Origin of the sequence: Mumia sp. ZJ1417, assembly GCF_014127285.1 — a bacterium.
Taxonomy (GTDB): domain Bacteria; phylum Actinomycetota; class Actinomycetes; order Propionibacteriales; family Nocardioidaceae; genus Mumia.
The window spans coordinates 2404522-2430844 of sequence record NZ_CP059901.1; the positions used below are offsets into that span (position 1 = coordinate 2404522).

General features: G+C 64.4%; 24 protein-coding genes and 2 pseudogenes. 7 read left to right on the forward strand and 19 right to left on the reverse strand.

The window, feature by feature from the left end:
* Positions 1-25: 25 nt before the first annotated feature.
* Positions 26-391 carry a cupin domain-containing protein gene (locus tag H4N58_RS11710; RefSeq protein ID WP_167250611.1) on the forward strand — a complete coding sequence of 122 codons (366 nt, stop codon included), beginning with the start codon at positions 26-28 and terminating at the stop codon, positions 389-391.
* Here H4N58_RS11710 and H4N58_RS11715 read toward each other — a convergent pair.
* From H4N58_RS11715 to H4N58_RS11725, 3 genes are read right to left on the reverse strand one after another with little or no spacing between them, the layout of a single operon-like run.
* Positions 388-2316: a hypothetical protein gene (locus H4N58_RS11715; RefSeq protein WP_167250609.1), complete on the reverse strand. Its 1929-nt coding sequence runs from the start codon at positions 2314-2316 to the stop codon at positions 388-390. The two genes, H4N58_RS11710 and H4N58_RS11715, sit on opposite strands and share 4 nt — an antisense overlap.
* 13 nt (positions 2317-2329) lie before the next feature.
* Positions 2330-3256 carry a MurR/RpiR family transcriptional regulator gene (locus H4N58_RS11720; protein WP_167250607.1) on the reverse strand — a complete coding sequence of 309 codons (927 nt, stop codon included), beginning with the start codon at positions 3254-3256 and terminating at the stop codon, positions 2330-2332.
* 51 nt (positions 3257-3307) lie between these two features.
* Positions 3308-3508 carry a hypothetical protein gene (locus tag H4N58_RS11725; protein WP_167250605.1) on the reverse strand — a complete coding sequence of 67 codons (201 nt, stop codon included), beginning with the start codon at positions 3506-3508 and terminating at the stop codon, positions 3308-3310.
* Between the two features lie 26 nt (positions 3509-3534).
* On the opposite strand from H4N58_RS11725, the gene H4N58_RS11730 reads away from it, so the two are divergent.
* The gene (locus tag H4N58_RS11730) at positions 3535-4074 is read left to right on the forward strand and encodes a CGNR zinc finger domain-containing protein (RefSeq protein ID WP_167250604.1); all 540 of its coding nucleotides are present in this window, start codon (positions 3535-3537) and stop codon (positions 4072-4074) included.
* 19 nt (positions 4075-4093) lie between these two features.
* Here the strand turns inward: H4N58_RS11730 and H4N58_RS11735 are convergent, their stop codons facing one another.
* From H4N58_RS11735 to H4N58_RS11745, 3 genes are all read right to left on the reverse strand, one after another.
* Complete coding sequence (locus tag H4N58_RS11735) at positions 4094-4267, reverse strand: hypothetical protein (protein ID WP_167250602.1); 174 nt, start codon at positions 4265-4267, stop codon at positions 4094-4096.
* A gap of 523 nt (positions 4268-4790) precedes the next feature.
* Entirely contained in the window at positions 4791-5222 is a 432-nt protein-coding gene (locus H4N58_RS11740; protein ID WP_167250600.1) for a type II toxin-antitoxin system VapC family toxin, read from the reverse strand.
* Positions 5212-5577 carry a type II toxin-antitoxin system Phd/YefM family antitoxin gene (locus tag H4N58_RS11745; protein WP_243845100.1) on the reverse strand — a complete coding sequence of 122 codons (366 nt, stop codon included), beginning with the start codon at positions 5575-5577 and terminating at the stop codon, positions 5212-5214. Before H4N58_RS11745 ends, H4N58_RS11740 begins: the two co-directional genes overlap by 11 nt.
* A 199-nt stretch (positions 5578-5776) precedes the next feature.
* Here H4N58_RS11745 and H4N58_RS20960 point away from each other — a divergent pair.
* Together H4N58_RS20960 and H4N58_RS11755 are read left to right on the forward strand one after the other, a co-directional pair.
* Positions 5777-6028 (forward strand): annotated as a pseudogene (locus H4N58_RS20960) (exonuclease domain-containing protein); the annotation flags it as partial.
* 97 nt (positions 6029-6125) lie between these two features.
* Positions 6126-7016: a BRCT domain-containing protein gene (locus tag H4N58_RS11755; RefSeq protein WP_243845098.1), complete on the forward strand. Its 891-nt coding sequence runs from the start codon at positions 6126-6128 to the stop codon at positions 7014-7016.
* 52 nt (positions 7017-7068) lie between these two features.
* Here H4N58_RS11755 and H4N58_RS20965 read toward each other — a convergent pair whose 3' ends face one another.
* The 4 genes and pseudogenes from H4N58_RS20965 to H4N58_RS20975 all read right to left on the reverse strand — a co-directional run.
* A complete protein-coding gene (locus tag H4N58_RS20965; protein ID WP_167250800.1) occupies positions 7069-7461 on the reverse strand; it encodes a DUF86 domain-containing protein in 393 nt (130 codons plus the stop codon).
* A complete protein-coding gene (locus tag H4N58_RS20970) occupies positions 7410-7703 on the reverse strand; it encodes a nucleotidyltransferase family protein (RefSeq protein ID WP_167250595.1) in 294 nt (97 codons plus the stop codon). Before H4N58_RS20970 ends, H4N58_RS20965 begins: the two co-directional genes overlap by 52 nt.
* 87 nt (positions 7704-7790) lie before the next feature.
* Positions 7791-8276, reverse strand: a complete 486-nt coding sequence (locus H4N58_RS11770; RefSeq protein ID WP_243845097.1) for an excalibur calcium-binding domain-containing protein — start codon at positions 8274-8276, stop codon at positions 7791-7793.
* A gap of 69 nt (positions 8277-8345) precedes the next feature.
* Positions 8346-8456: pseudogene (locus H4N58_RS20975) on the reverse strand (DUF2510 domain-containing protein); the annotation flags it as partial.
* 579 nt (positions 8457-9035) lie between these two features.
* Here H4N58_RS20975 and H4N58_RS11775 point away from each other — a divergent pair.
* Complete coding sequence (locus tag H4N58_RS11775) at positions 9036-9659, forward strand: HNH endonuclease (RefSeq protein ID WP_208322894.1); 624 nt, start codon at positions 9036-9038, stop codon at positions 9657-9659.
* Position 9660: 1 nt separating this feature from the next.
* On the opposite strand, the gene H4N58_RS11780 is transcribed toward H4N58_RS11775, so the two are convergent.
* From H4N58_RS11780 to H4N58_RS11800, 5 genes are all read right to left on the reverse strand, one after another.
* Positions 9661-9975 (reverse strand): nucleotide pyrophosphohydrolase, encoded by a 315-nt coding sequence (locus tag H4N58_RS11780; RefSeq protein WP_243845096.1) that lies wholly within the window; start codon positions 9973-9975, stop codon positions 9661-9663.
* A gap of 13 nt (positions 9976-9988) precedes the next feature.
* Complete coding sequence (locus H4N58_RS11785) at positions 9989-11788, reverse strand: DUF2075 domain-containing protein (protein ID WP_243845095.1); 1800 nt, start codon at positions 11786-11788, stop codon at positions 9989-9991.
* A gap of 213 nt (positions 11789-12001) precedes the next feature.
* Positions 12002-12517, reverse strand: a complete 516-nt coding sequence (locus H4N58_RS11790; protein ID WP_167250794.1) for an SIS domain-containing protein — start codon at positions 12515-12517, stop codon at positions 12002-12004.
* A gap of 304 nt (positions 12518-12821) precedes the next feature.
* Entirely contained in the window at positions 12822-13607 is a 786-nt protein-coding gene (locus H4N58_RS11795) for a hypothetical protein (RefSeq protein ID WP_167250589.1), read from the reverse strand.
* Positions 13608-13637: 30 nt separating this feature from the next.
* Positions 13638-14708: a DUF262 domain-containing protein gene (locus H4N58_RS11800; RefSeq protein ID WP_167250587.1), complete on the reverse strand. Its 1071-nt coding sequence runs from the start codon at positions 14706-14708 to the stop codon at positions 13638-13640.
* Positions 14709-15066: 358 nt separating this feature from the next.
* On the opposite strand from H4N58_RS11800, the gene H4N58_RS11805 reads away from it, so the two are divergent.
* A complete protein-coding gene (locus H4N58_RS11805) occupies positions 15067-16056 on the forward strand; it encodes an HNH endonuclease (RefSeq protein WP_167250585.1) in 990 nt (329 codons plus the stop codon).
* Here H4N58_RS11805 and H4N58_RS11810 read toward each other — a convergent pair.
* The 4 genes from H4N58_RS11810 to H4N58_RS11825 form a co-directional block, all read right to left on the reverse strand.
* Positions 16040-16546 carry a very short patch repair endonuclease gene (locus H4N58_RS11810; protein ID WP_167250583.1) on the reverse strand — a complete coding sequence of 169 codons (507 nt, stop codon included), beginning with the start codon at positions 16544-16546 and terminating at the stop codon, positions 16040-16042. The genes H4N58_RS11805 and H4N58_RS11810 overlap by 17 nt on opposite strands.
* 113 nt (positions 16547-16659) lie before the next feature.
* The gene (locus tag H4N58_RS11815) at positions 16660-21645 is read right to left on the reverse strand and encodes an FtsK/SpoIIIE domain-containing protein (protein ID WP_167250581.1); all 4986 of its coding nucleotides are present in this window, start codon (positions 21643-21645) and stop codon (positions 16660-16662) included.
* The gene (locus H4N58_RS11820; protein ID WP_167250579.1) at positions 21642-23012 is read right to left on the reverse strand and encodes a hypothetical protein; all 1371 of its coding nucleotides are present in this window, start codon (positions 23010-23012) and stop codon (positions 21642-21644) included. Before H4N58_RS11820 ends, H4N58_RS11815 begins: the two co-directional genes overlap by 4 nt.
* Positions 23012-24802: a hypothetical protein gene (locus H4N58_RS11825; RefSeq protein ID WP_167250577.1), complete on the reverse strand. Its 1791-nt coding sequence runs from the start codon at positions 24800-24802 to the stop codon at positions 23012-23014. The genes H4N58_RS11820 and H4N58_RS11825 overlap by 1 nt, the downstream gene beginning before the upstream one ends.
* 253 nt (positions 24803-25055) lie before the next feature.
* On the opposite strand from H4N58_RS11825, the gene H4N58_RS11830 reads away from it, so the two are divergent.
* On the forward strand, positions 25056-26189 hold the full coding sequence (locus H4N58_RS11830) for a DNA cytosine methyltransferase (protein WP_167250575.1): 1134 nt from the start codon (positions 25056-25058) through the stop codon (positions 26187-26189).
* Positions 26190-26323: the final 134 nt, after the last annotated feature.

Sequence of the window (26323 nt, forward strand, 5' to 3'; positions counted from 1 at the left end):
GCCGTGAGCCTCGTACGATCGGCCCATGAGTGAAGGCGTACAGAACCTGCAGGCGGCACTCGCGACAATCACCCATCCGTGGCAGCCGCACCGGCTCGCGAGCATCAACGACTACGACGTGAAGGTCGTGAAGCTCCAGGGCGAGTTCGTGTGGCACACCCACCCCGACACCGACGAGCTGTTCCTCGTGATCAGCGGCGACCTGACGATCCAGCTCCGCGACGGTGACGTGATGCTTGGTCCCGGCGACGTCTACGTCGTCCCGAAGGGCGTCGAGCACTGCCCGATCGCCGCCGCCGAGGTGGAAGCGGTGCTCATCGAGCCGAAGGGCACCGTCAACACCGGGGACGCCGGCGGCGAGATGACCTCGGAGCTGCGCGAGCTGGCTTAGCGCGCCCGCAGCAGGACCGACTCCCCCGCGTCGAGCGTCAGGGCACCGTCGCGCTCGCGCTCCCAGCGGTCGCGGCGCGGGTCGTACGCCTCGGCGGGCGCCGGCAGCGTGAGCCGTACGCGCGCCCGCTCGTGGCGGGAGTAGTTCGCGACCAGCGTGTGCAGGCGGTCGTCGCCGTCGACGAAGCGACCCAGCACCACCGGGTCGCCGCTGACCGCGGAGACGAGCCCGTCCGCCGCGAACGGGTCGAGCCCGGCGGGCGGAGCCGCGACCCCCGCGAGCTGGACGGCGGTCGACGTGAGGCCGAGCATCTGCTTGCCGAGCGGTGCGAGGACGTCGCGGTTGATGTCCTTGGAGTAGCGGTACAGCGGCGTGCGCTTGCCCTCGACCGTGATCAGCCCGGTCGTGAACGCTTCGCCGCGCGCGGGGTCTGGGGTCCAGTACGTGAAGTACTGGATGCCCTTGCACCCGTACGCGAGGCTGATCGAGATCTGCCAGAGGATGTCGGCCTTCGTCGGGATCGCGTGGTTCGCATAGCCGACGCTCTGGATGTAGACCCACGAGTCGCGCCCGTGCTTGAGCGCGGCGGCGCGGACCTGCGCCCAGTTCTCGAAGTAGCCGAGGTCCTCGCCGCTGGCCAGGATCGGGTAGCGGTCGAACGAGAGCACGGGCGAGTCGAGGTCGCGCGCGGCCTGCTCGTACCCGGCCCCGAAGCCGGGAAGCATGTTCACGTACGAGAGCGCGTCCGGGTAGGCCTCGTTGGCCATCGCGACGGCCTTCGCCATGAGCGGGAGCTGGCCGACGCTCGGCTCGTCGTACAGGTGCATGCCCGCGAACGACGCGTATCCGGATCCGGACGGCAGTCGCCACGCGCTGAGCCCTTCGTCGAAGGTCTCGCTGAACAGCTCCGCTCCCCCGGCGCCGGTGATGACGACGTTGTCGAAGTACGCCGACTCGGGCCCGGCCTCGCGGAATCCGGCCGAGCCGGAGGTGAACCGGGTGTCCGTCGTCGTGTCGACGAGCACGCCGTCGATGCGCGTGGTGATCGTCGCGCCGCTCAGCGTCGTCTCGACGTGATGGGTCTTGCCGGGCTCGAGCTGGTACGGCAGGGAGACCTGCGTGACCGTCGGGTTGCCGTTGACGAAGACCGCCTTCTTGAGCACCGCCTTGCCGTCGGAGCCCTGGGTCGAGAGCAGCCACACGTACGCGTTGCGCTCGTCCTGGATCCGGAACGCCCAGCCGGCCTGCGCGTACCCGCCCGCGCCCGTACGGAGGGGTTCGGTGTCGAACGCGAAGGTGTAGTCGCTCCAGCTGGCGCCGTCCGCGACCCAGCCGATCGACCCGTCGCCGCTGCCGCTCGAGATGTGCAGGCGACCACCGACGGCCCGCCACGACGGGGCGTACCGGTTGACCGCTGCGGTGATCCGCTGACGCAGCTCGGCCTCGCTGATCGTGTTCGGCGCGGCGGGGTCGCCGACGTTCATGTTCTTGAGGAGCCACTTGATGTCGGGGTCCTCGACGAGCACCTTGAGGCCGGCTTCGTCGGCGATGCGGAGCATGTGCGTGGTGATCTGGACGTCGGAGTTGGAGTAGTTGCCGCCGTGGACGTACGTGAATCCCGCCTCGGCGATCTCGCGGTAGCGCGCGACCGTGGTCTGGGTGGGCGGCGGCGGCCAGAAGAGGCCGATCGGGAAGCGGCCGTCGTTCATGAGCGGGCCGCCGGTGGTGGCGCTGGCGGCGGCTGCGGCTGCGGCTGCGGCTGCGGTCGTTGTGGCCGCTGCGGCGGCGCCTGTCTTGGCCGTCGCGGCACTGGCGGCGCCGCCCCCGAACGGGTTGGCGACGCCGGCGGCGACCAGCGCTCCTCCCAGTGCGAGGAAGGACTTGCGGCTGAGGCCGTTGTCAGGTTCGTCGTGCTGGGGGGTCATGCGTCCTCCTGGGTCAGCGTGGCTCGGGACTGGTGCGGCGGGTACGGCGTTCGGGGCGGCGAGGGCGGACAGCGCGCTCGGTCTCGGACAGGAGCTGAACGGTGCGGTCGTAGTCGTGCTGGCCGACGGCGAGGTAGAGCATCTCGACGACGGCGAGCTCGGAGTGCCGGGACGCGAGCGGGCCGTCCTGGAAGGTGGTCTCCTCGGCGACGGTCACGAGGAGGTGGTCGGCCAGCGTGGCCAGGCGCGAGCGCGGGCCGGCGGTGATCGCGACGGTGCGGGCGCCGTGCTCGCGGGCGGTGGCGAGCATGTCGAGGGTCTCGTCGGTCTCGCCGGAGTACGAGACGGCGATCGCGACGTCGCGGTCGGTGAGCTGGGCGGCGGCAACCAGACCGTCGTGGACGTCGGCGTATGTCCAGCACGCGATGCCGATGCGGCTGAGGCGCAGCTCGAGCTCGCGCGCCATCACGCCGCTGCCGCTGACGGCGTAGACGTGGACGCGGGTCGCGGTGGCGATTGCTGCGGCGGCTGTCGCGACGGCGTCGAGGTCGAGGCCTGCGAGAGTGGTGTGGACGGCGCGGGCCTGGACCGCCTCGAGCGTGCGGGCGACGTCGGCGAGCGAGTCGTTCGGTCCGATCTCGCGGCTGATGTCGGCGTTCCAGCTCCCGTACGCCGTCGCGGCCGCCTCGGTGATGACGCTGACGCGCAGCGCCGGGTATCCGTCGAGGCCGAGCGCGCGGCACAGGCGAGACACGGCGCCGGTGGAGGTGCCGGCGCTGATCGCGAGGTCGTTGATCGTGCCGGCGACGGCGGAGCGCGGGTCGTCGAGGATGCGCTGCGCGGTGTGGCGCGTGGAGTCGGGGAGCTCGGGGAGGAGCAGGCGCATGCGCGCGAGAACGCCGTCGGGGGCGGAGGTGTCTGTGGCGGAGATCACAGCCATGACAAGAACTATCGCGGTCGAGGCCTCCTTGCGCAAGAGCGATATGACATATCAGACGATCTCGCGGCTCGTCGCGACCGGCGGCGCGTCCGGGTGGCGCAGGAGGTCGACCCTACGCGCGCCGCACTCGGAGCACCGTACGTAGTGGACGGTCCCCTCGGACGTGGCGTGGCGAGACTCCGTGAACCAGCCGTGCTCGTGGGTGCTGACCTGCTCGTGTGACGTGGTGTCTGTGCGCTGGCATGTGCTCATGAGGTCAACGGTGCTGTAATGGTCTTATGCATCTCAACCCTTACGGCGAGTACGCGGTGCTGTTGGCCGCCTCGCTCGCCAACGACTGGCCCGCCGACCGTGACGGCATCGCCTCACGGGCCCGTGAGCTGGGCATGACGATGACGTTCCCCGTGGGACCCGATGACCATGCAGGCACCCGCCGCGTCATCGACGACTGGCTGACGATCGTCGACGCCACCGACCTGACCGAACGCGCACGGCTGCTCAACGCGCAGATGGCCGCGGTCGCGGCGTACCCGAGACTCACCGACCACAACGGCGAAGGCTGGCACCTGCACTACCGCGACGACAACGACGCCCTCCCCCACGTGCTCCGGGCCGTCATCAGCGTCGGCACCGCGCTGCATCTGACGACGCGCGGCATGCACCGGCTGAGCCGCTGCGAAGCCGGCAACGCTCCCGACGATCCCTGCACCAACGTCGTCGTCGACGTCACCCGCAACGGCCGCCAGCGCTACTGCTCGGTCCGCTGCGCCAACCGCGCCGCCGTACGCCGCCACCGCGCACGTGCACTCACGGCCTGAACACCCCTCAGAGTTGCTGTCATTCGCCCGAGGTCGTCGTGACGATCGCCTCGTCGATGAAAGCAAAGCCGTCCGCCTCATCAGAGACACTGATGGACCGAGAAGCCGACGAGGTCTCCCCGCGGTTGAGGAAGAGAACGAGCCACGTGGCGAACACCGCGATCACCACAGCAACAGCGGCCACGATCAGCACTCGGCGACGTGTCATGCCAACCCCTAGCTGCGCGGCGGTAACTCTCATATCGCAAGCCGCGACGCTAGAGTCTCTCAACCGCCACGGTCAAGACATCGCGTTGCTTACGAAGGACCAACGCCTTGAAACGCGCACGCCGATATGCTGGCTTTTGGGGCATTCCTCAGGACCCCATCTCGCGGATCACCGCGGTCGGCGGTGCGTCCGCGTGGCGCAGGAGGTCGACCGTCGTACGCCGCACTCGGAGCACCGTACGTGGTGGATCGTCCCTTCGGAGATTACGTGGCGGGACTCCGTGCGCCAGCCGTGCTCGTGCGTGCTGGCGTGACGACCGCGACGGCATCGCCGCCCGGGCCCGCGAGCTGGGCATGACGATGACCTTCCCCGTGGGACCCTGAGTCGGCTCTCGCACCCGATGCTCTCGAAGGCTTCAGGCGTGCGTTACCCGTTGGTGTCGCGGAAGCCGGGCGGCGAAAAGTAGGCGATCACCGATGCTGCTCGTCGTCGACCGCATCCACAGGATTCACTCGGGTCGCGTCACCGCGATGACATCGACGATGCCGTCGAGGCCGGCAAAGTCGTCGGGGTTCGTCGTGTAGAGAGGCAGGTCGGCTGCTACTGCGACCGCGGCGATCATCAGGTCGGCGACTCGACGGCGCGGGGTTCTCCCGACGTCCCGCACGGCTGCACTGATCCTGCCGAAGGCGCGCGCAGCTTCGGCGTCGAATGGGAGCGGGTCGAAGGCATACTCCGCGCGCTGAAGGATGTCGGTGCGTCGAGCCCGTTCAGCACGGGCCTCCGCGTCATCACCGGCCACGAGGTGCACGCCCGCGGAGAGCTCGGCCAGAGTGACGGCGCTGATCGCGACCTCTTGCGGGAGCTCCCCCGGGTCGATCAATCGGCGCAGCACAAGGATGTTCGTGTCAAGGAGGCCCCGTTCGCGGTCAGTCGGCATAGGGGTCGCGTCCGCCCTGCTCAGCAGCTGCGCGCTGATCGGCACGGAACCGCTCAAGATCCATCACTGGCGCAGCACCGGACATCCGATCGAAGTCGTCACGCGACACAAATCGTCGTCGGGATCGCAGCGGCACGAGCTCGCCGATCTGCTGCCCGCTCCTTGTCACGACGAACGACCTGCCGCTCTCAAGGGCGTCCATGATCTCCTTCGATCGCAGTCGGAGGTCACGCTGGCTGATCTCGTCAGAAGACACCATGGCTCCATCGTAGGACGGTGTGCTACCCAGTGCTACATGGTCGTCGACGGTCAATTCTTCCTCCGCATTCGTATGCACCTCGTCGATCTCAGACACCCTCCGTGATTCAGGTATGACCTCAATCGCACCGCGCTCTCAACGACCTCGTCTGCCGGGTTGTCGACGCCGCATCCGTTCATGACGACGACTTCCGAGCGATCCGTATCGATATTCCGGATTCCCGCCCCGCGCTCCCCCTCAGCCCGATAGGTTCCCGCCACAACCTCACAGCGCCATAGCGGGAGTGATCACCAGGATGTACGCCGTCATCGACACCGAGACGACAGGACTATCCCCGAAGTACCACCACCGCATCGCCGAGATCGGCGTCGTCCTCGTCGACGGCAGCGGCCGCATCGAGCACGAGTGGTCGACGCTCGTGAACCCCGATCGCGACCTCGGCCCACAGCGCATCCACGGCATCCGCGCCGCGGATGCCCGCCGAGCCCCACGCTTCGAAGATCTGGCGGCGCACCTCGTCGAGCTCCTGCGCGGCCGCACGCTCGTGGCGCACAACCTGCCATTCGACCTGACCTTCCTCGAGGCCGAGTACGCCCGCCTGGGGACGGGCCTTCCCAGCCGATCGTTCGCACGGGCTGTGCACGATGAACCTCGCCTCGTCGTACCTCCCCGGCGCCGGCCGCTCGCTCGCGGAGTGTTGCGCCGCCGCCGGCATCGCTCTGGGCGGGTGGCACTCCGCCAGTGCGGATGCTCGCGCCACCGCCGACCTCCTGAGCCACTTCCTCGAACGCAGCCAGCCCCCGTACCCGTGGAGCGCGGTCGCTGAGCGAGCAGTGAACACGCCCTGGCCGGAGCTTGCGCCGCGCGTGTTCTCGACCGCGTCGCGTGCGACGCGGTCGATGAGCATTCCCGGCGGTGGTGGTGGCGGTGGCCTCGTTGCGGGGATCGTCGACTACCTGCCACGCGTCTCGGGCTCCGAGGTCGCGGACCCGTACCTCGCGGTGCTCGACGCCGCGCTCGCCGATCGCTACCTCAGCGCTGACGAGATCGCTGCTCTCGGCGCGCTCGCGGGTTCGCTCGGGCTCACGGCCACGGACACCGATCGCCTCCACCGCGACTACGTCGACGCGCTCGCTCGAGTTGCGCTCGCCGACCACGTCCTGACCGACGACGAACGTGCCGACCTCGCGACGATCGTGACGCTGCTCGAGCTGCCGGCGGGTACGGACGCAGAGGCGCTCGCGCGGGCGACAGGTGGTGCGACGACGTCCGAGCTGAGCCTGACCCTCGATGACCTGGTCGTGTTCACCGGCGAGTTCGACGAACCGCGCAGCGTCTGGATGGAGCGTGCGACCGCCGCCGGGCTCCGTGTCCACAACGCGGTGACGAAGAAGGTCTCGCTGGTCATTGCGGCTGACGTCGACAGCCTGTCGGGCAAGGCGAAGAAGGCACGCGGGTACGGGATTCGAGTGGTGTCGCTCGAGGAGTTCGAGAAGGCACTGGCGATGGGGGTCGCGGAACACGCTGAGGTGTGACCACCTGACGCGCTCAGATTCACACCGATTGCTCGCGCGTCAGCCGTGGCACTCAAACCTCGGGAAGCTCTGGCAGCAGTCGCTGAAGGACTTCGATCAAGGGATCGACATCGGTAGTCACGTTTGCCCAGACCTGACTGTCGTTCACCACCGCATACCCGTGGATGAGGAGGTTTCGGAAGCTGATGATCTGAGGAAGGTACGGGGATCTCTGAGGCAACGTCGGGTCGATCTTGCGTACTCGGCCCAGTGCCTCGCCAATGATCTCGAACTGACGCTCGACTGCAGCTCGCAGCATTGGGTCGCTCGCGTAGTCACTCCACGTCCTGTCGGCGCAGAAATCCTTGATGCGCGTCGCCGCGCGCGAGGCATCCCAGAGGAGCGCCGGAGTCTTTAGGCTGCATACACGTCCTCGGCTGTCTCTCGTACGGCAGCCGCAAAGAATGGGTTCTCGAGAGAGCTCGGAGAAACAAGGTCGACGGGCCTTCCGAAGAGCTCCTCAAGGTCTGCCTTCAAGGCAAAATAGTCGTCGAGTCGTGCCTCACTCGTGAACTCTGCAAGGAAGTCCACATCACTGCGCCTTGGGTCAAAGTCGTCTGTTGCCGCGGATCCGAACAGGGTCAGTCGCCTCACCCGGTGGCGTCGACAGAGCGCAGCGATTGCCTCTCGATCGACTTCCAGCGCCATTCCATCTCCCCGGCTCGCGCCGCGCGAGTATTGTCAATGCGGCTCCCGAGACCTGAGGCTACGCGAACACGCCGCGGCTGTCTCCGCTCACGTCTCGCACACCACGCCGTCGTTGTCCCGGTCGTCATAGTGCGGATACTCGGGCTCCCCGCTGGAGTATGGCCCGTAGCCGTTGTCGTTCGCCTCTCCGCAGGTGTCGAAGATCGGATCCATGCCACCGCCCGCATCGGGTGAGTCCTGGCTGTCCTCGGCCTCCTCGACTGCCTTCTCGCGTGCTTTCACATCGGCAAGCCGGTTCTTGAGCTTGGCAGCCCGCGTCCCGAGAGTCGATTCCTTCGTCTCTAGCGCGGTTTCGCGTTGGTCGAGCTGCTTCTCCTTCGCGGCGAGCGTCGACTTCAGCGTGGCGATCTGAGGCGGCACCGTCGGACTCGGCGTTGGGGTAGGAGTCGGCGTCGGGCTGGGGGTCGGCGTGGCCGCGGGTGCTGCCGTTTCCTGGTCGGGCCCGCTATCCACACCTCCAACGGCAACTCCGAAGATGAAGGCGACGACGGCTACCGCGATGTACGCGAGCACCGTACGGCGCTTGCGAGGAGGAGCACTCGCGTCAGCAAGCGCTGCCGCTGGCTGCCCTTCGGTCGGCAGCGGGCGGGTCGCGTCGCTCCACCGTGTCCCGTCCCACCAACGCAGAACCGCGCCCTGTCGGTACCAGCCCGGCGTCGGAGACGGCCTGTCCACAGCATCGCTGTCGCTCATACAACGGATGCTAAGTCGACCAAATCGGTCTGCGTGGCCGAATCGGGAATTCGCGAGCTCAACCAGAAGGATTCTCTGTCGACATCGGTTGCCGTCGCGGCGCACGTCCCACGCGCTGAGGGCGCAAAATTGTCGGCCGCACCTGCGACGCTCAGTCTTGGAAGGAGGTGACCGACGATGGCGAGACGTAGTGGCGGCAAGCACGCTCGGGAAGGGCTGATTCCCTCGCGAAGCATTGTGGCCCCGGATAGCCACAACGCCCACTAGGCTCCCGACAACGTCAGCACGAGCTCCGGCCCGACAGGTTCCCGAAGGCGCAACCTCCACCCGTAGCGATCTCGAGAGGATCGCCACGCCTTGTCAGGTCACGTCATCGTCGTAGGAAGCAGCGTCCCCGAGAACTGGGAGCTTGGACGCGACAACAACATCTGGGCGACCCGAGCTAAGCGGCCCGTACGTGCGGGCGACGACCTCTTCTTCTGGATGTCCCCGGGGGTGGGCCTCATCGCGCATGCTTGTGCGACGTCAGACGCGGTTCCAGTCTCACGTGGCGATCGGCTTCCATGGCCTGACCACCGGGTGAAGCCCTATCACTTCAAGTTCTCTATGCGCCTCCTGCAGGAAACCACCAGCCCGACCGTGAAGCGGTGGGCGGAAATCCAGAGGGCCGCCGGAAGCAGAGCGCTCGCCAACATCGGCTTCCTCACGATCGATACGCAAACCGGCGTGGAGGACCTGGCCGTGACCTTCACCGGTGGACACAAGGGAGTCATCGGGCCGCCCTCTACCGAAGAGCTCGATATCCCCGATGGCGCTGACACGCGGGAATGGCAGACAGCGGTGATCGCACAGCGGCGCGGTCAACGCAGTTTCCGCAACGCGTTGCTGGTCGCCTACGGGCGAACATGTGCGGTGACACGGACTTCGGTAGAACCGGTTCTCGAAGCAGCACACATCTCGCCATGGCGCGGCGACCACAGCAACGATGTTCGCAACGGACTACTCCTTCGCGCTGACATCCACACGCTCTTCGATCTCCACCGCCTCACGGTCGTCCCCGACCTACGAATCAGAGTCGACCCGACCCTTGGCGGCGAGTACGCCCGCCTCAACGACAATCCACTACGCGCTCCAGAGCCCCACGCACGACCCGCTCACGACATGTTGCGGCGCCACAACGAGCGCTGCGACTGGCTTCGGTGACCTACGCGCGGTGCTTCTGCGCGTTCAGCAACAACTTCCGTTCCGCCGCGGCCGCAAGGTCGATCCCGAGCACGTCGGCGAGCCGTACGAGGTACAGGAGCACGTCAGCCATCTCCTCACCCGCCCTCGTACGCAGCGGTTCCTCACCGGCGATCTCCGTGGCGGCAGCGGCCGGCAGCCACTGGAACAGCTCGCTCAGCTCACCGACCTCGCCGACCAGCGCCAGGAGCAGCGACTTGGGATCGTGGAACCTCTCCCAGTCCCGTTCGGCAGTGAACTCCCGCATCGCGTCGCGCAGTGCCATCAGGTCGGACATGGCCGTCAGCCTCTCACGCGTGCTCGGGGATCAACGACTCCAACAGCGTTTGCGTCTCCGGGTCGGTCGAATAGACGATCGCCCCTCGCATCCCCCGAGTGAGCAGCACCTTGTACGCGTTGCGGATCGCGCGGTCGAACTCGTCGTACGTCCCGCGCTTCACGGCCGTGTCATGGCTCTTGTCCGGCTGCGCCACCCAGCGATCCGTGCGCCACACGAGGTCCGGGCCGATGATCACGCCGGCGTAGTCGTACTCGAAGCCCTGCGCGGTATAGATGCATCCGACCTGTTCAAAACCCGCGGGATCGGTCGCCCAGAAAGGGGTACCAGGAGCACCGTTGTGCGAGGTCTGCTTCTTGTTGTTCCACGGTCGGTGCCACGGTCCGATCTGCACGTCCGCGGCCAGCCCGCCACCCTTGATCGGATCGCTCCATCGCCAGCAGTAGCCAGCGGCCATCCGAGCACCGTAGCCCTTCTCGAGGAAGGAGCGAAGGTGGTCCTCCATCGGACTCGGAGCCTGCGCAACCACAACGCTGAAAGCCTCGTCCCCTTCCCACGCCGCTGGACCACCTTCCTCGAGCCCCAGCAGCCGCAAGACCCAGTGCTCGTATGCGCGGCTGCCACCACAACGGAACTGGGCGTCAAGATTGACCACCCGCGTGTCGAGCCCGAGCCGCGATGCGGCTGCCTCGATGTCGGCGACCGTTCCGATCTCGCCGGGTCGCACGACCTGGTGCTCGTCCAACAGGAAGACCGGCACTCGCGCGGCATCGATGAGCTCGTCGACCTGCGGCTTCCCCGTCCGCTCGGTCGCCTTCGTGTAGCGGTTCGCGGAAGTCTCTCGAAGCCGGTGTGCCTCGTCGCAGATGAGGACGTCGATGCCGTTGCGCTGAGCGCTCACAAACTGGTTGAAGTACTTGAACATGCCCTTCTCCCGGGGCGCGCGGGCGCCTGCGACTCGGCGCAGCGTCTGGGTGAAGGCGCTCGAGCCGGTCGCGTGGAGCGCAGTCAGTCCCCGCCGCGACAGCTCGCCGAGAAGCGAGAGCGCGATGACACTCTTGCCTGAGCCGGGGCCGCCGGAGATGACGAGAACCTCTTTGGCGTTCCGTGCGTAGGCGCGTTCGACAGCGCGAAGGACGAGCGAGTACGCCACCTGCTGTTCGTCGAGGAGGACGAACTGCTCGCGGTGCTGTACCTCGTCCGCCGCTAGTGCCATGAGCTGTTTGCTCGGACGGACCGCTGAGGTGAGGAGGTCGTCGGCCGCTATCGCCCCCGGTCCGGTTGCCAGCCTCGTACGGAGATAGTCGAGAAAGGCGCCGCGACGCTGCCCGGTGAACATCTGCCCGTGCTCGGTCGGCGGCAACTCCCACAGCTCGGCGACATCGGCGTCGGTGGCGTTATGGAGGTACGCGACGCCCGCGAGCTGATCGGGGTTGTTGGCGAGCACCGCCGCGAAATCGCCGAGGTGACTGCAGTAGCGGCGGACCTGCTCGACCGGATGCAACCGTTCGCCCGCACCGTCCAGCTCAACGACGTCGACGGAGTCCTCCGCCAGGTGAGCGCGAGTCCACTGCTTGAGCTCGACGACCACGTAGGAGCTGTCTCCGGTTTGCGGATGGGTTCCGCAGAGAACGACATCAGCCCGTTTGCTGGTCAGCGGCAGCTGGTATTCGACGAGAACTTCGACCTCAGTCAGCCCGGCGTCCACAAGATCGTTCGCCAGAACCGTGAGGCTGCGCTCCCAGGACCGCACATCGGTGGGCGGAGCCGACCGCCCGAGTTGGTGGCGGTACTGCTCCACCAGTGTCGGCACCAGCGACCCATCCTCGATTTGGGCACGCAGACGCCCGACAGAACCCCGAAACAACGGCACGACGAACCCCAGGAAGGCATGAGCGCTTCCCGCACGGGTGGAGGCTTGTCATCGACGCGCCTGTCGGGCCGTTGCGGACTAACGGTGGCGATCGTAGCGGTCCCCGCTGCCTCTGACGCGAGGTGCCAGTCAAAGATCAAACATCGTCTTGGGTCAGCGTGGATGCGTACGGGTGGTGCGGGTGCGGCGTTCGGGGCGCCGCGGGCGTACGGCGCGCTGCCCGACCGCGAGGTAGAGCATCTCGACGACAGCGAGCTCGGAGTGCCGTGAGGCGAGCGGACCGTCCTGGAACGTGGTCTCCTCAGCGACCGTGACGAGCACGTGATCGGCGAGCTTTGCGAGGCGGGAGCGCGGCCCGGCAGTGATCGCGACGGTGCCCGCGCCGTGGTCGCGGGCGATCGCGAGCATGTCGAGCGTCTCGTCGGTCTCACCGGAGTACGAGATGGCGATCGCGACGTCAGGGGCGCTCAGCTGGGCGGCGGCGACCAAGCCGTCGTGGACGTCGGCGTACGTCCAGCAGGCAACGCCGATGCGACTCAGGCGCAGCTCGAGCTCGCGCGCCATCACGCCACTACCGCTGACCGCGTAGACGTGGACGCGTGTCGCCGTGGCGATCGCTGCCGCCTCCGTGGCGAGGACGTCGAGGGAATGATCTGCCGCATTACGCAGCCGTTCTCAAGAGTTCGAAATCGCGATGCCGGCTTGACGGTGCGGTGGCCGCCTAATCTCCTTTCGCCCTTCGCCGAGGACGGACGCCTGCTGCCAGCACAGATCAGGGAGCCCGTCAATAGCCCTTGACGCGGATCTCGGTGTCACCGAGCGTGCCGCGGAGAAGCTGGGCAGCGATTGCGGGCCGCTCGCACATTTAGTCCCGGTGTCTCGTGGAGCGGGCGAGTATATACTGCGCTTTCGCCATCACCGGCCCGAGATCCTGCACTTCCGCTGCCGCGCCCGGCATCCAGACGACCACATGTCACCATACCCGCCGGTAGTACGACGTCGTGCGATGGCAGCCCGTGCAAGGGCGTAACCGCGATCCTGGATACGGAAGGGTCACCAGTTTGCTGCAGCTGTGGCAGCGGTAAGCCCCTGATCCCGGCGAATCACCCGACTTGAATGGGTCTTCTGTACCCATAAAGGCACGCGCGTCGGCCTCCGAGCTGGCGGCGAGTGCCTTCACGATGGCTCCGATGGCGACCCGATGATCCGCCCAGGTCTCAGCCCTGGTCACGGGGTCTCGCCAGCGGAGATACTCGGCTACAGACCTAGTTCGCACTGGCAACGACATAACCTCGGGGAGATCGAGGAACTTCTTAACGGCGGTACCGCTATTATGGGCTACCGCATTTCTCATCGCATAGTTGACCTTTAGTAATCGTTTTTCCTGTGACGCTCTCTCCAGCCGGTGGAACGGTGACCCACTCGGAAAGAACTGCTCGGCGCGAGCCACCGTGCGCCCGAACGGAAGCCAATCTAGATAGTTCTCCTCAAGCCCGAACATCTGGTCGACCGCCTCACGGTTGCTCAGAGTGACAATTGCCGCATACCCGCCGACCTCAACCCGGGCTGCCGGACTATGCAATAGCAGCAAAAAGTATTCCTCGAGGAACGTCTCGAGGCTCTTTGTTAGGGAAAGCAAAGCCGACTCGTACAGCGCACCTAAGGCAAACCGATTCAACCGACGACGCCTGTTGGCACGGTTGCCGCTAGCGAGGGTGAGATCTAGGAGATCAGACTTTTTCTGGAAGTCGGATGCCAAGCGGGCAACCGTCGGTCTCCCAGGCATCGCCTAAGTTCCATTCACCAGGTAGAGCAGGCGGGCACGACGACTCCCCACATCGGTGGCCGCTCCTCGCGTGGCCTTCAGCACCTCCTCCGGCAGGCGGCCAGCAAGTCCCGCATGCCGGCCACCCAGCTCAAGTCGGTTCAGGTTGAACCCCTTGTCGATTTGCCTCTGGCTCTCGGGGTCGATCGGGTCACCGAACTTCGAGTCGTGCACGATAGCGAATAACACGTACAGCCATCCCTGTTTGCCAAATTTCGGGTATTTGATGGAGTCGCCACCAGGGGCCAACATCTCTTGGAGCTTCTTGAGAGTGGCCCGCACTCGACTGGCCACCTCGTCGCGTTCCGGGAAGGCGAGGTCGTGGTCCCTGTATAGGGAATCTAGAGCGCTGTTGCTTTTACCCCGCAGTCCCGTTAGGACATAGAAGACGAGCTCGCTTGTGAACTCAACGTCTTTCATTTCGGCGATCTGATTGACCGTGAAGGCACCCCAGTTCGTCCAGTTCTCAAGGTTTTCATATGATAGCTCGTATACCAGTTGCTTCAGTTCACCATGGTAAGCGGCGTTACGAAGCTCTTGCCGGTTAAGACTTCGGCCTGTGCTGTTCATGCGCGCGAAGACCTCAAGAATTTGCTCGCGCCGGTAGCCGTTCCCTAAGACGTGAACACTGAATTCGGTATCAAGAATTCGCTGCTGAAGTCCATGAGGCAAATCCGAGAAGGCGCGTCCCGCCAGTTCACGGTTATGCGTACCCATGAGGACGAACCCATCCCGTTCCTCATAGTCAATCAAGCACGTGCGGTCGACGTACGCAAGGACAGTTCGCAGACGTTGTTGGCCATCCACGACACGGCGGATCGATTTAAAGGTCTTGGCGTCGGTTTGTGACTGCAGTAGCAGCAGCGGAACTGGGAAGCCCTTCACTAGAGTGTCGATGAAGTACGACTTCGCCGACTCAGTCCACACGCTGTTCCGCTGGAAGTACGGGCGGAGGTCGAGCGTTCCGGAGCGTTGCCAGTCCAAAAAATCAGCGACGCTGTAGACCGTCTTAAGGACCGAGCGAGTGTCTGTCATGGACGCAGCATAGGGGCAACCGTCCTGTCGCAGCGTCGATCCCATGCGAGAGCGGGCGTCAATGGCGCAGCTCTGAAGCGGAGACCACCGGCTCTGAGGGCCGACGTTGGCGCGGCGAGAAGTAGGCACCCTCACTCGACGTACCCACTCGCAGACAAATCGGTTCTGCCCGAATACGGGCCGCGCGGGCGCGGCACTTTCGGCGTGGGTTCGCTCCGCTTGAAGGATGAGGAAGGCGCCAGGAGGATCCAGCGGTCCCCTCGCCCAGAGTCACACGGCGCTCATTTCAACGATGCCGCCAAGAGATAGACACCTCGCAATCCTCAGCCGTGCTGCGCTGGCCGGCTGGCCGAACGAGGTGACCGGCACGATCTCGCGAATAGTCAGTCGCGTGCCACTCGCGAAACAGCTGCGAAAAGGCACGGCACCTGCCAAGCTGGGGTTTGTGACCGACCTGTCAGTCGAGCTTTTGAAGCGCGAGGCACTGATGCATGCGATCGCGGCAGAGTTTACGCAGACCGCTGTACTCACGAGCAAGTGGCTAGGGCGTGTTGATTTCGGCTTCGGCCCGGAGCGCATCAAGGACGTCGGAAAGGGGATCTGGAACCCAGCGTCGTACGCCGGAACGCTCACTATAGTGAGCGACCCCGATGGTGAGTACGACGACGGGGCGCATGGCGACTCGCTCTATCGATACGCGTACGAGAAGCGACCGGCTGGACAGGACCCACGTGGCGGGTCGAACGTCAAGCTCCGCCGAGCGATGCAACTTGGCCTCCCGATCATCATGCTTCGAAAGATTCACGACGGTCAGTTCGCGCCTGTCATGCCTGTCTATGTCGTGAAAGAGGAGCCCGAGCATCAACGTTTTCTGCTCGCGCTCGACGAAAGCCTTCGCTTTCTCCCAGATCCTGCCCATCTCACTGAAGACCAACGCCGCTATGTCGAGCGAGTCGTCCGCCAGCGATTGCATCAACCGGAGTTCCGCGCGCGCGTCCTTGGCGCCTATGAGCTCAAGTGTGCGGTATGCGACCTCAAGAAGGCTCCGCTAATCGACGCCGCGCACATCACGGCAGATGGCGCGGAGGACGGACTACCGGTCGTCGCCAATGGACTCGCCCTATGCAAGATCCATCATGCCGCGTACGACGAGAACATCCTCGGGATCTCCCCCGACTACGTGGTCCACATCAACGGCGGCGTGCTTTCTGAAGTCGACGGCCCAATGCTGAAATACGGATTGCAGCAGATGGACCGTCGCGCGTTGTGGGTTCCCCGGAGAGCAGCGCACAGACCTGACAAGGAGCGCCTTGCGCATCGGTTCGAAGCCTTCAAGGACGCCGGCTGAAAGCATTTGTCCGTCGAGCCTGGACCGCATCGATCACGCGCTGGGCGACCTCCTCGGCCGGTTCGTGCTCCCATGCTCGAAGGACGAGCCAGTCGTAGCTCTCCAGTGCGTGATCGGTTTCGCGATCTCGCGCCCGATTCCTCGTCACTTTTGAGGCCCAGTACTCTCCGTTGGACTCCGCTACAGTGTGATGTTCTGGGCATCCATGCCAGAAGCATCCGTCAATGAAGATGGCGATCTTGAGACCTGGAAACACGATGTCGGCGCGTCGATTCAGCCCGGCTAGAGGCCTGAAATCGACTCGGTAGCGAAGTCCGGCCGCGTGCACCAACCGTCGTACGGCGATCTCAGGCTTCGTATCCCGCGAGCGGTTACTCAGCATCGACCGTCGTACGGCGGGAGTTGATGCCCAGGATTCTGCCCGACGAGCAGGCCCGCGCGCCCGCGTAGTGAACTCGCCGGTGCCGCCCACGGGACAACCGTACGTCATCGAGGGGGTGGACGGGGCGGCGAGGATGGCTCAGCCGGGTCAGCCGTACGCGAGACCCGCCCGGCCTCTTTCCCAGACGCTTCGCGCCGCGATGCGAGGTGGCTGCCAAAGGGTCAGGAAGCATCGAAAGCGACCTGGATTCGCACGGTGCCGTCAGTCGTGTGCAGCAAGGCATCTCCCTGGCCGGCCAACGACTCGGCACCGGTCTCGTCGAGAACGATTCGGCTATCCGTCGCGGTCTTGACCCGCAGCGCGAGCTGCGCAGGAAAGTTCGACCTGATGGTCGTTGAGATCACGTCTGCACTCGGACGCTGCGTTGCCGCGATCACGTGGATGCCGGCGGCGCGGGCCTTCTGGGTAAGCCGTCGGAGCAGATCCTCGATCGATCGCTTGTCCTCGGGATCGCTGGTGAGGTCAGCGTACTCATCCAGCACGATGACGATCCATGGCTTCTTGTCGGCCGCATCGACCTTCGCGTTGAACTCGACTAGCTTCCGTGCGCGCACAGCCTTCATGGCGCGATAGCGGTCCTCCATTTCATGAACCGCAGTTTGAAGGACCTGGATCGCGTCGTCAGCGTCCATCCCGATCGTTCCATCGACATGCGGATCGTCCTCGAAGTCGACGAGTTCCGTGCCCTTGGGATCCACCAGTTGCAGGCGCACTGACGATTGGTCGTATCGGATCAGACCCTTGAGGATTGTGTCGAGAGCGACAGACTTTCCAGAACCGGTTGTACCGGCAACCAAGAGGTGCGGAGAGTCCGGCGACGAGAAACGGATCTCGACCGGGCGGCCGGCGATGTCGGCACCGACGGGCGCCACCAGGTCGCGTTCGTCGACCGGGCACCTCGCCCACAACGCGGCCGCTGGTACGCCGTACTTCTCGCCCTCCAACTTGGGAATCTCGAACACGACAGCTCCGCGATCATTCCTCGTACGGATGCTGTACCCGGCCGGCAACCCCAGGGCGAGGAAGACCTCCTCGCGACGGTTCACCACCTTGTCGACGGTGACACCCGGCCGGGGTACGAAGCGAAGCACATAGAACCCGGGGCCCTCCTGCCACGATTCCCCGAGGTCCGGAGGGCCGACCTGCACGTTGTGCAGTCCGAACACGTCGAGGACCCTGTTGTATCGTCGCCGGAGCTCGTCATCGCCGAGCCCTACAACATGGGCGAAAGTCTTCTCGGGTCCCTCCACCGGTTCAAAGAGGGCTCTGTCATCGGGATGTTGAGAACCATCCCGGACTGCGATCTCGTCAAACGTGACCGATGGCCGACCAGCGGCGGCCACTTCTGTGGCGTCTGCCAATGACACCGCCCGGTCCATCTTGAGACCCGGGAACGCAACGACTGGCTGTGAAGTTGGGTCGATCTGCGCGCGAAGTAGACCGATCACTTCCTGAAGCTCCGGCCGATTCAGTCGTAAAAGTGAGTGTCTCCCAAGAGCATGCGGAGCCGGTGCCGGCTCTTCCTGCGCAGCGGCAGTTGCGACGGCTACACCATCGACCCGATCGAGATTGACGTTGCCAGCCCGCAGCTCTTCGATGATGCGCGCCTCAAGACCGAGCCGCGAGGGTCCGACTAGCCGTCGCGAGGGAAGCTCGGAGCCACGGAGTTCCTCGTTGCTGGTTTGCTCGATGGCTGAGGCCAGCTCGTCAAGCCAGAACCTGTGGTCATCCATCGCCTCTTCGCCGGATGCAAATGCCGAGCGACAGAGATCGGTCGTGCGGTTGAGCTGCTCCTCCGCAGCACCGTGGTCGTACTCCTGCCGGAACTTCGACTCGACGACGAGCACCGATAGTGACACGTTGCCACTCTCGTTGAGCTTGAGCACAAATCGGCCGAGATCCGCCCGTGTCTTTGCACCCCGCCCGAACCATCTTTGCTGTTCGTCGAAACTCAGCCAGACGACGATGCCGCTCTCCTCCTCAGGCACAGGGAAGCGCTGCGCGATCACGAAGCGGGCTGCAACGAGGCCGACGATCTCGTTGATGGTGGTGCCGATCCCTAGCGACCTCAACACCGCACCCGGCACCACATTTCGACCTACTGAGTAGAACCTGGCGGCTGTCGCCTCGGCTTCGGTGCTCTCCACGACGCCAATGTCCGTCAGTCGTCGTCGCAAGCGCCTCACCACGAGTTGCCGTCCGGTCTGTGAGCTTACGATCAGCGTGTACGCCTCGTTCTTGCCAACGCTTGGTTTGACGAGTATGACGTCCGGACGGTCATTGAGGTTGTCTATCTGGTCGCGACCGATGAAGGAATCGAGGGTCACGACCCAGTGTGCGACGTTGTGGAGGGCCAAGAACAACTGCTGGTGCTGGTCGAACTGAACCTGCATCTCGAAGTAGTCGGTGTTGCTCTCCTTCTCGCGGGCGACAGCCGAGCGTCGGTCGTACCGGACGCAAAGGGTGGACCAGGTTTCAAGGAGTGCATCCGGCGAACTCGGAAGGAGTTCGCGGACGACATTCTCGCTCGACTCGGTCAGATTGTGGGCGGCGGTGTGCGTCCACGGGTCGTATCGACCAGCCATTGTGGCCGCCGGGTCCCGTGTACTCGCGTTGAGGCTCGTCTGCGTCCCGAAGAGCGCTGGCGCGAGAGCGATGTCGACAGAGTCCTCCAGGCCGCTGAGGTCCGCATCGCGATCGGAGTTCCACGGCTTCAGGACGAGCTGAACGTCCGGAAGAAACCGCTCCTCGGGAAGGTCGGACTCCGCGAACTCGGTGTCGAACGCTTGAATGATCCCGTGGTGTGTCTCGAGCGGCGCGAGACACACAAGGTCCAAGCGCAGTCTCGGATTCCTAGCACGGACGCGCTTCGCCACCCGCACAGGCAGCACCGAGTCCCCGTTCCGATCGAGCAGGAGGACTGACAGTCCGTCGAGCTTGTGTGGGTAGGTGGAGAGGTAATCGGAAATGACGCGAACCATCTCGTCGATTGCAGTTTCGTCGACCGCAGCGAGCCAGTCACGCGACTCGCTGCCTCCCTGGCGCACGGGCGCGTACTCTTCGTGCCCTGCCGACTCGCGCACCGGAATCGCAGCCGTCTGGTTGGGTCCCACCACTACGGCCGGCGTGCCGTGCGGCGAAACACGCTCAATCGTGTCGAAGAACAGGTCGCTGTTCTCCGGGTTGAGCTTCAATCCCTCGGTGAGGGCCTTCGAGATCAGTTCGGTCAAGTGCGTGTAGTGGTGTGCCAGCCACCGCAATCGCAGCGGGTGTGTTGCTAGCGTGGCCAAACGGTGCTCAGCAAGGCGTACGACGTCACTAAGCACGACGTCGGAAAGATCAGCATCCGGAGCGTTGGCGGGTACGAGCTGCGCTCGAGCCCGACTCATCACCTGAGCCCACTCATCCAAGTACGAACCAATCCGCTCGGCATCGACGCCGTCGACCAACTCTCCGAAGTGTCGGCGGCGGAGGTGGAACAGTTCAGCCGCGAACTGGCCGGTGGGGATATCCACAGAACGCCGCGGCCAATCGCGGGGGTCACCGAACTGATCGAGGAACTCATCGAAGCTCCCTTCGAAGACCTCCCCCGGCGACATCTCAAACCCGTTGAGCAAGGCTGCGACCGCGATCTGTCCAGGCGTGGCGAAAGGATCCCACCGGAACCGTCGTTGGGCCCCGCCTTGCATCTCGACGACGACCCGGATCGGCGCCCACGCCTCGCTAGGGTCGAACGGCTCATCGTCAGGCGGCAAGTCCGGAGTTCTACAGTCCAAAAGGCATGCTTCGACCTGTAAGCCGAGCCTCAGACCCACCGACGCCTGCACACGCCTGAGACTCTTCCCGTAGAGAAAAGCGAACAGCCATCGCGTCCAGGCGCCAGCTTCTAGGCCCCCCTCGACCCTAACTACAACCGTGCCCTCTTCTTCCTCATCGAAGTAGGTGAGCTCCCGCAATAGCGCACGCAACGGGTCGACGGCGATTAGCGAATCGGGGAACGCGATCTTTTCTATCCGACGCCTTAGTCGCTTGGGTAGCAAGTCAGCAAGAGCCTGCACATCGACTGGTGGCTCTGCAAATAGGAACCGTTCCGCGGCTTCTTGATCACTGCGGTCTAGGTTCTCCTCGACTAGAAGCGCGTCGAACTCGTCGAGCCGCCCGTCGTCAGCGCGCTGGATCGCCTCTCGAATCTGACGTCCGAGTCCGACCTTCATCGAGCGCTTCTCGAACAACTCAAGCCATAGAGGAAGATCAAGTACCCGACGGGAGTCGTCCGATAACGCGAGCGACATCACCAGCCTGCGCATGTGCCCCTTTGCGTCCTCCAGTGAGAGATTCACGCTCTCAAGCCGCGGCAAAGTGAATTCGGCGGCATCGATCCGCCCGAGCAGATCTTCGTCGGTCAGCAACGCGCCACTCGGCTGTCGCAGGCTGCTAACGCGGACGTTCTTTCTGACACGAGCCTCCAACGCACTGTCCGAATTAAACAGATCGCTGTCTGGGAACAACCCGAGGCTCGGAAGTGAGCTTGCTACGGCGTGTTGAATCACTTCGGTCGCATGCACGGGCGCTCGGCCTACGATCGCCGCGGACTCCACGAGAAAGCGAGCCAACTGGCGTAGCGACCGGCTCTCTTCTTCGGATTCGGAAACGGTGTCCCATACACGCTTCTGGTACGCCTCAAGAACGGCGGGCACCCTGCCGTCGCCGCCCACCTCCACCCATGCCTCGTGCGCGAAGGTCTCAAACCGGCGTTCTTGGTCGGGGCCACTCAACAGCACAGAGCCATCAAGTCGATTGACGGCCGAGAGGCCTTGAGCGTCCGGAGGCACACCCCAGTCGAAGAGCAGTACGGACGCTCCTTCGCCGGTGACGTTCCGCCAGGCGGTCAGCTGTGCCCCAACCTCAAGAAGGTAATCATCAGGAACGTCCTCAAGCTTCTCGGACGTCCCAACCTTCACGATGAGATTCGGCGCCTTGCCTTTGGTCTGCCGCTCAGCAACCTCCGTCAGGGCAGCCCGGACAATGGACTTCTCGAAGCCGGCAACTCGTAGCGCAGCCCGAGTCCCGCCGGAACCTACAGTCACGGAGTCCAGCGCCGCCAGAGCAACGAAACGGCCGAGCGTCCTGTCCGCTGCGTCGATCATCGAGGCTCCCCGTGGACGATGCTAGTGGCGTCGGAGTAGTGCGTGAGCAGACCTGTCGCAGCTAAGCGAGAGCGAAACGCATCGGAATTACGGGAAAGGACTGACGCATCGACGTCGACCGTCAGGTCGTGCTCTCCCGCAGTGCGGTCGTCGATGATGATGTTGTACTCGTCGTAGAGTCGAGAGCAGAAGCTGTAGAACTCCTCCTCCGAGCCCGGCGCGAGGCTCGCTGAGACGAGGGCCTCAAGCATTGGTGGCTTCATAGTGAAGTGCCGGCGCCCGGTCGTGGCGTTCAACGCTCCGACTGCCGCCAGTGTTTCGGAGAAGAACGAACGCGGTGAACCTGTTGCCGTGGAGCTCGGTGACATCTGCCGAACGTAGCGATTCGCCAATGTATCGTTGCCCTCGCTCCGAGCTCTTTTGTGCAGGGCGGTCGCACGCGCGATGATCGCATTCACAATGTCCTTCCGGAACTCCTCAAGCGCGTTCTGGGAGAGCCTCCGAAGCGGGGTAGCATCCTTCGCGAAGTCCGAGAACACCGCCTCCGGGGCTCGTCCCAGCGACTTTCGAGCAAGATGCAACTGATGGCGCGCAAGGCAATATGGAGCCCAGTGCATTAGGCACTCGGTTCGTTTCGACCGTGGCAGCTCGCCTCGTGAGACAATGAAATGCACGCCACGTCGCAGATGTTCAGGCCACGGGCTGAAATCGTCGAAGATTTGGATCTCCGATTCAGAACCGTCTTCGTAAGGCTCCACATCCTTTGCGAAGTCGTGGCTTCGAAGCGCGTGCGCGACCTCGCCTAGTGGCGACCCACTGTCTCGGACTAGCTCTAGCAGACCCTCCCGGGTTCCGGCGCGACGGGTGTCATTCGGATCTGTTCGAAGGACCCGATATGCCCAGGTTCCACCATCGCGGAAAACGTACCGCTCGATGTGCGGAACCTTTGTGCCGCGGGGGAGTCTCGCCTCCCACCGTTCCGCAGCATCGTAGTGAATCAGCTCTCCAACGAATGGATACAGATGGGTATTGAACCAGCTTGGTGACTTCCGGCGGCCAGGAATCTGGACTAGTAGCGATGATGACAGGGCCTGAAGGGTTGCCCTGGTGTCTTCCCCGTCGACTGCCAGTTCCAGCGTCTTGTCATCGATCCTTGCGTTAACTGCAACTCGGCGGGCAAAGTCATGGGACGCCCGAAGGTACGCCACGGAAGCGACATCCTTGTTGAGGAGTGCACCTGGGTCGATCTCGTAGACACCTCGAGCGATGGCAAGTAACTCAAGCGACACGTAGAAACCGCGGCCTTGCTGCTCCAGGTTCACGCCAAACAGGTCAAGGACGACCTCTGCCTTCGATCGATCGGCCATCAGGCACGCACCGACCTGATCTGGTCACCAACGTCGATCATGAGCTTGCGGGGAACCGCGCCAACAAGCACCTGGATTACCTCATCTTCACTACGCGCATCCGCGAGGGTCGCCAGCGTGCTTGTCAGTCCTCGGATCTCCGCTTCATGTTGCGTCCCGCTCCGCAAACCTGCGGCCCAGCGATTGAGCAGCTCGAATCGCAGCAGGTCGACCTCGACGGCAACCGGGCGACGGCCGCGCGGACCCGGGATTCTCACAAAGATCGCCCGGTTCAACCACTCCACCGCCTGATGGAGCACCGGTTCGGGCGCGCCGGGCGTCGCCTCGCTCATCCAATGGCTCACCTGATCGACCACCTGCACGTGGCGGTTGGTCACGCTGCGCGAGACGACAGATGCCCTCGTGCGATGTGAGAAGAATGCCGGATCCAGCACCAGGAAGTCGGGGTTACTCCCAACGCGATGGATCCCCTGGACAGCTTCGAGCCCTTTGAGCATGACATCGCGTACCTCTGTCTTTCTTGCGTCGGGCGTGTCTGGCGTCACCTTGACGAAGGCATCACCTGCACTCAGCCCGAGCCGGGCGAAGCGGTCCGACGCATCGCTGTTGAAGAGGTCGGCGCGTCTGAGGAACACATAGAGGCTCTTGAGATCCGCCGCGTCCCGCTGTGCATCTTGGGTCGTCGAGATACGGCGGCCGCCGTTGCCAGGCGTCGGCGGAAGGAAGGCAACTGCTGCGGACTCAGGCTCTAGTACGTCGTCAACCTGTCGGCGAGAGATCCTGCCGGGATCCAGTCGACGCAGGGCCAAGATGGCGGGCACCTGCTGGCGTTGCTGCGGCGAAAGTCGATCGCCGAAGAGCGCTTGGTGATACTGATAGGGGTGCTGCCACGATCTGTCCGCGCGCGCGTTCCGATATCGACGGTGGACGTTGTCGCAAGTAAGACCGCCTGTGATGCCGTGCGCGAGGGTCGCGAGAGCCTGCCGGGTGGTGATTACCGATCCGGTGCGCTCTGCTGCGCTAAATAGGTCACGGATCGCGCGACGGCGCGTCGGACCGCTGGACGCATCGGACAGAGCTTCGTGGTTGGCCAAGATCGGGCAGATGTCTCTGGCATCACAGCGCTTGCAGACCTGCCAGGACCGCCTGTCGGCAGCCCAGTTCCGAGTCGCCCAGTCGACGAGGCCGTCGCCCTCTCGGTCTGGAGCAACAGACTGGTAATTGAGGTTGATCACCACGACTGCGCCATCGCTGCTGGCGACACTACCCTGGGCGATCCCCGCCCCGAGCGTGTCAACGACGACCTTGGCACTCTCGGAACCGTCCGCCGCCACACACTCGCGGAGTTGCCCTTCGTTCGCGCAGAGGATCGCAACCCCGCGCTGGGGTGGCTCAAGCAGATCGATCAGGCGCTTGGCTCCGACGCTCGGGGAGAACTGGCTCAAATCCTTGATCATGAAGATCGGTCGACCAGCTCGGGTCTGGCCGACCGGTTCTCTGCCGTCGACGCCACCCCGCTCAACCGCTGCGGCAGCATCCACCTTCGTCGCGCCCAGGTCCTCAAGCAGACCTGCACAAAGGCTGGTCTTTCCATGCCCCGCATCGCCGGTTAGCACCACCGTGCGGGTTGCAGAAAGCTCGACGACCGAGAGCAGGTAGTCGCGGGTCGCGACGCGGAACGTCGGCTGGTTATGGTCGGTCTGGCGCTCGAACACTAGGTCAGCGCTGTCTGCGTCGAAGGGCTGGTATCGGTGCAATCGCCCGACGTGACCGTTCACCTCGAGCGCCACTATTCCCGACCTCGCTTCGCTGTCGATCCACGTCGTTGCACATCGTAACGCCGCGCTGAGGGCGTACGTGGCAAAGCGTGACACAAAGCCGACTGGGCGGACTGAATTCCGCGTGGTGTCGGTGGGGACGGGCACTATGAGGTGGGATCGTGGGACGTTCTTCACAACCCCCTTGCGGGTAGCCGCCCCGCTGCCAGTCTCGAGTAGGCTGACAACTCGGTCGGACCAACGAGAGCGCCACGGAGGGATAGGGATGGCAAGCAGGCACCCCCTTCACGAAGTCCGGCGCCCCGACTTCGAGCTCGGAGAACGCCACCTCAGAGTCGTCGATCTTTTCGCTGGATGCGGTGGCCTGACGCTCGGTGCAGCACAGGCAGCACATGATCATGGGCTGGCGATTGAAGTACCACTAGCGGTGGACTTCGAGCAGGCTCCCTCCGACGTCTTCAAGGCAAACTTCCCGAAGGCGAACGCTCATGTCGCAGCAGTCGAGAGCTACTTCGATGGTGCGATCGGCGCCGAACCGACTAGGACCGAACTCAATGTGAGCGAGCAGGTCGGAGCGGTCGATCTACTCATCGGGGGGCCCCCATGCCAGGGGCACTCCAACCTCAACAATCACACCCGGAGAGACGACCCAAAAAACAGGTTGTACCTGCGCATGGCGCGTGCCGCCGAGGTCCTGCGTCCCCGCGTCGTTGTGATCGAGAACGTGCCCGCAGTCGTGCATGATTCGCAGCAAGTGGTCACCCGGACAACGGAGGAGCTCACAAGGATTGGGTATCGAGTCGCCGCGACCCGGGTTGAGCTCGTTCAGCTGGGAATCCCTCAGACGCGCCGTCGCCACATCCTCTTGGCGGTGCGTTCAGATGCGCTGACCGCAGGCCTCTCGGTCGAAGATCTCCTTAAGTTCGAACCACAGAACACTCACGACCTCCGATGGGCGATCGGCGATCTTGAGCACGCCAGCACGGACCGTTGGATCGATGTTCCGTCGAGAATGAGTCCCGAGAACCAGAAACGCATCCAGTGGCTCATCGACCACGACGAGCTGAACCTGCCCAACGAACGGCGCCCCAAGTGCCACCAGGGTGACCACTCGTACGTTTCGATGTACGGCCGCTTGGCCTGGTCGCAGCCCGCCCAAACGATTACGAGTGGGTTTGGAAGCATGGGCCAAGGCCGATACGGCCATCCGTCGCAGCCTCGGACGTTGACGCCGCACGAAGCGGCCCGAATCCAAGGTTTTCCTGACTACTTTCGTTTCGACGCTGCAGTGACGCGTACCCAACTGTCGGTCATCATTGGGAATGCGGTCCCACCGGCGCTATCGCGCGTGCTCACGACCCGCTTGATCGCGCTCAGAGTCCTCGACAGCGACTCCTGAGTACCCACATCGAACGATGGCTGGCTGTCGTCCATATCGGGTGGCAGGCAGGCCCTGGTAGAGGCGGTGCAGTTGTCGCGCCGTTGGCGACGGCGACCAGGTAGCGACTGGTCCGCGGAACGTGCCAGGCCAGA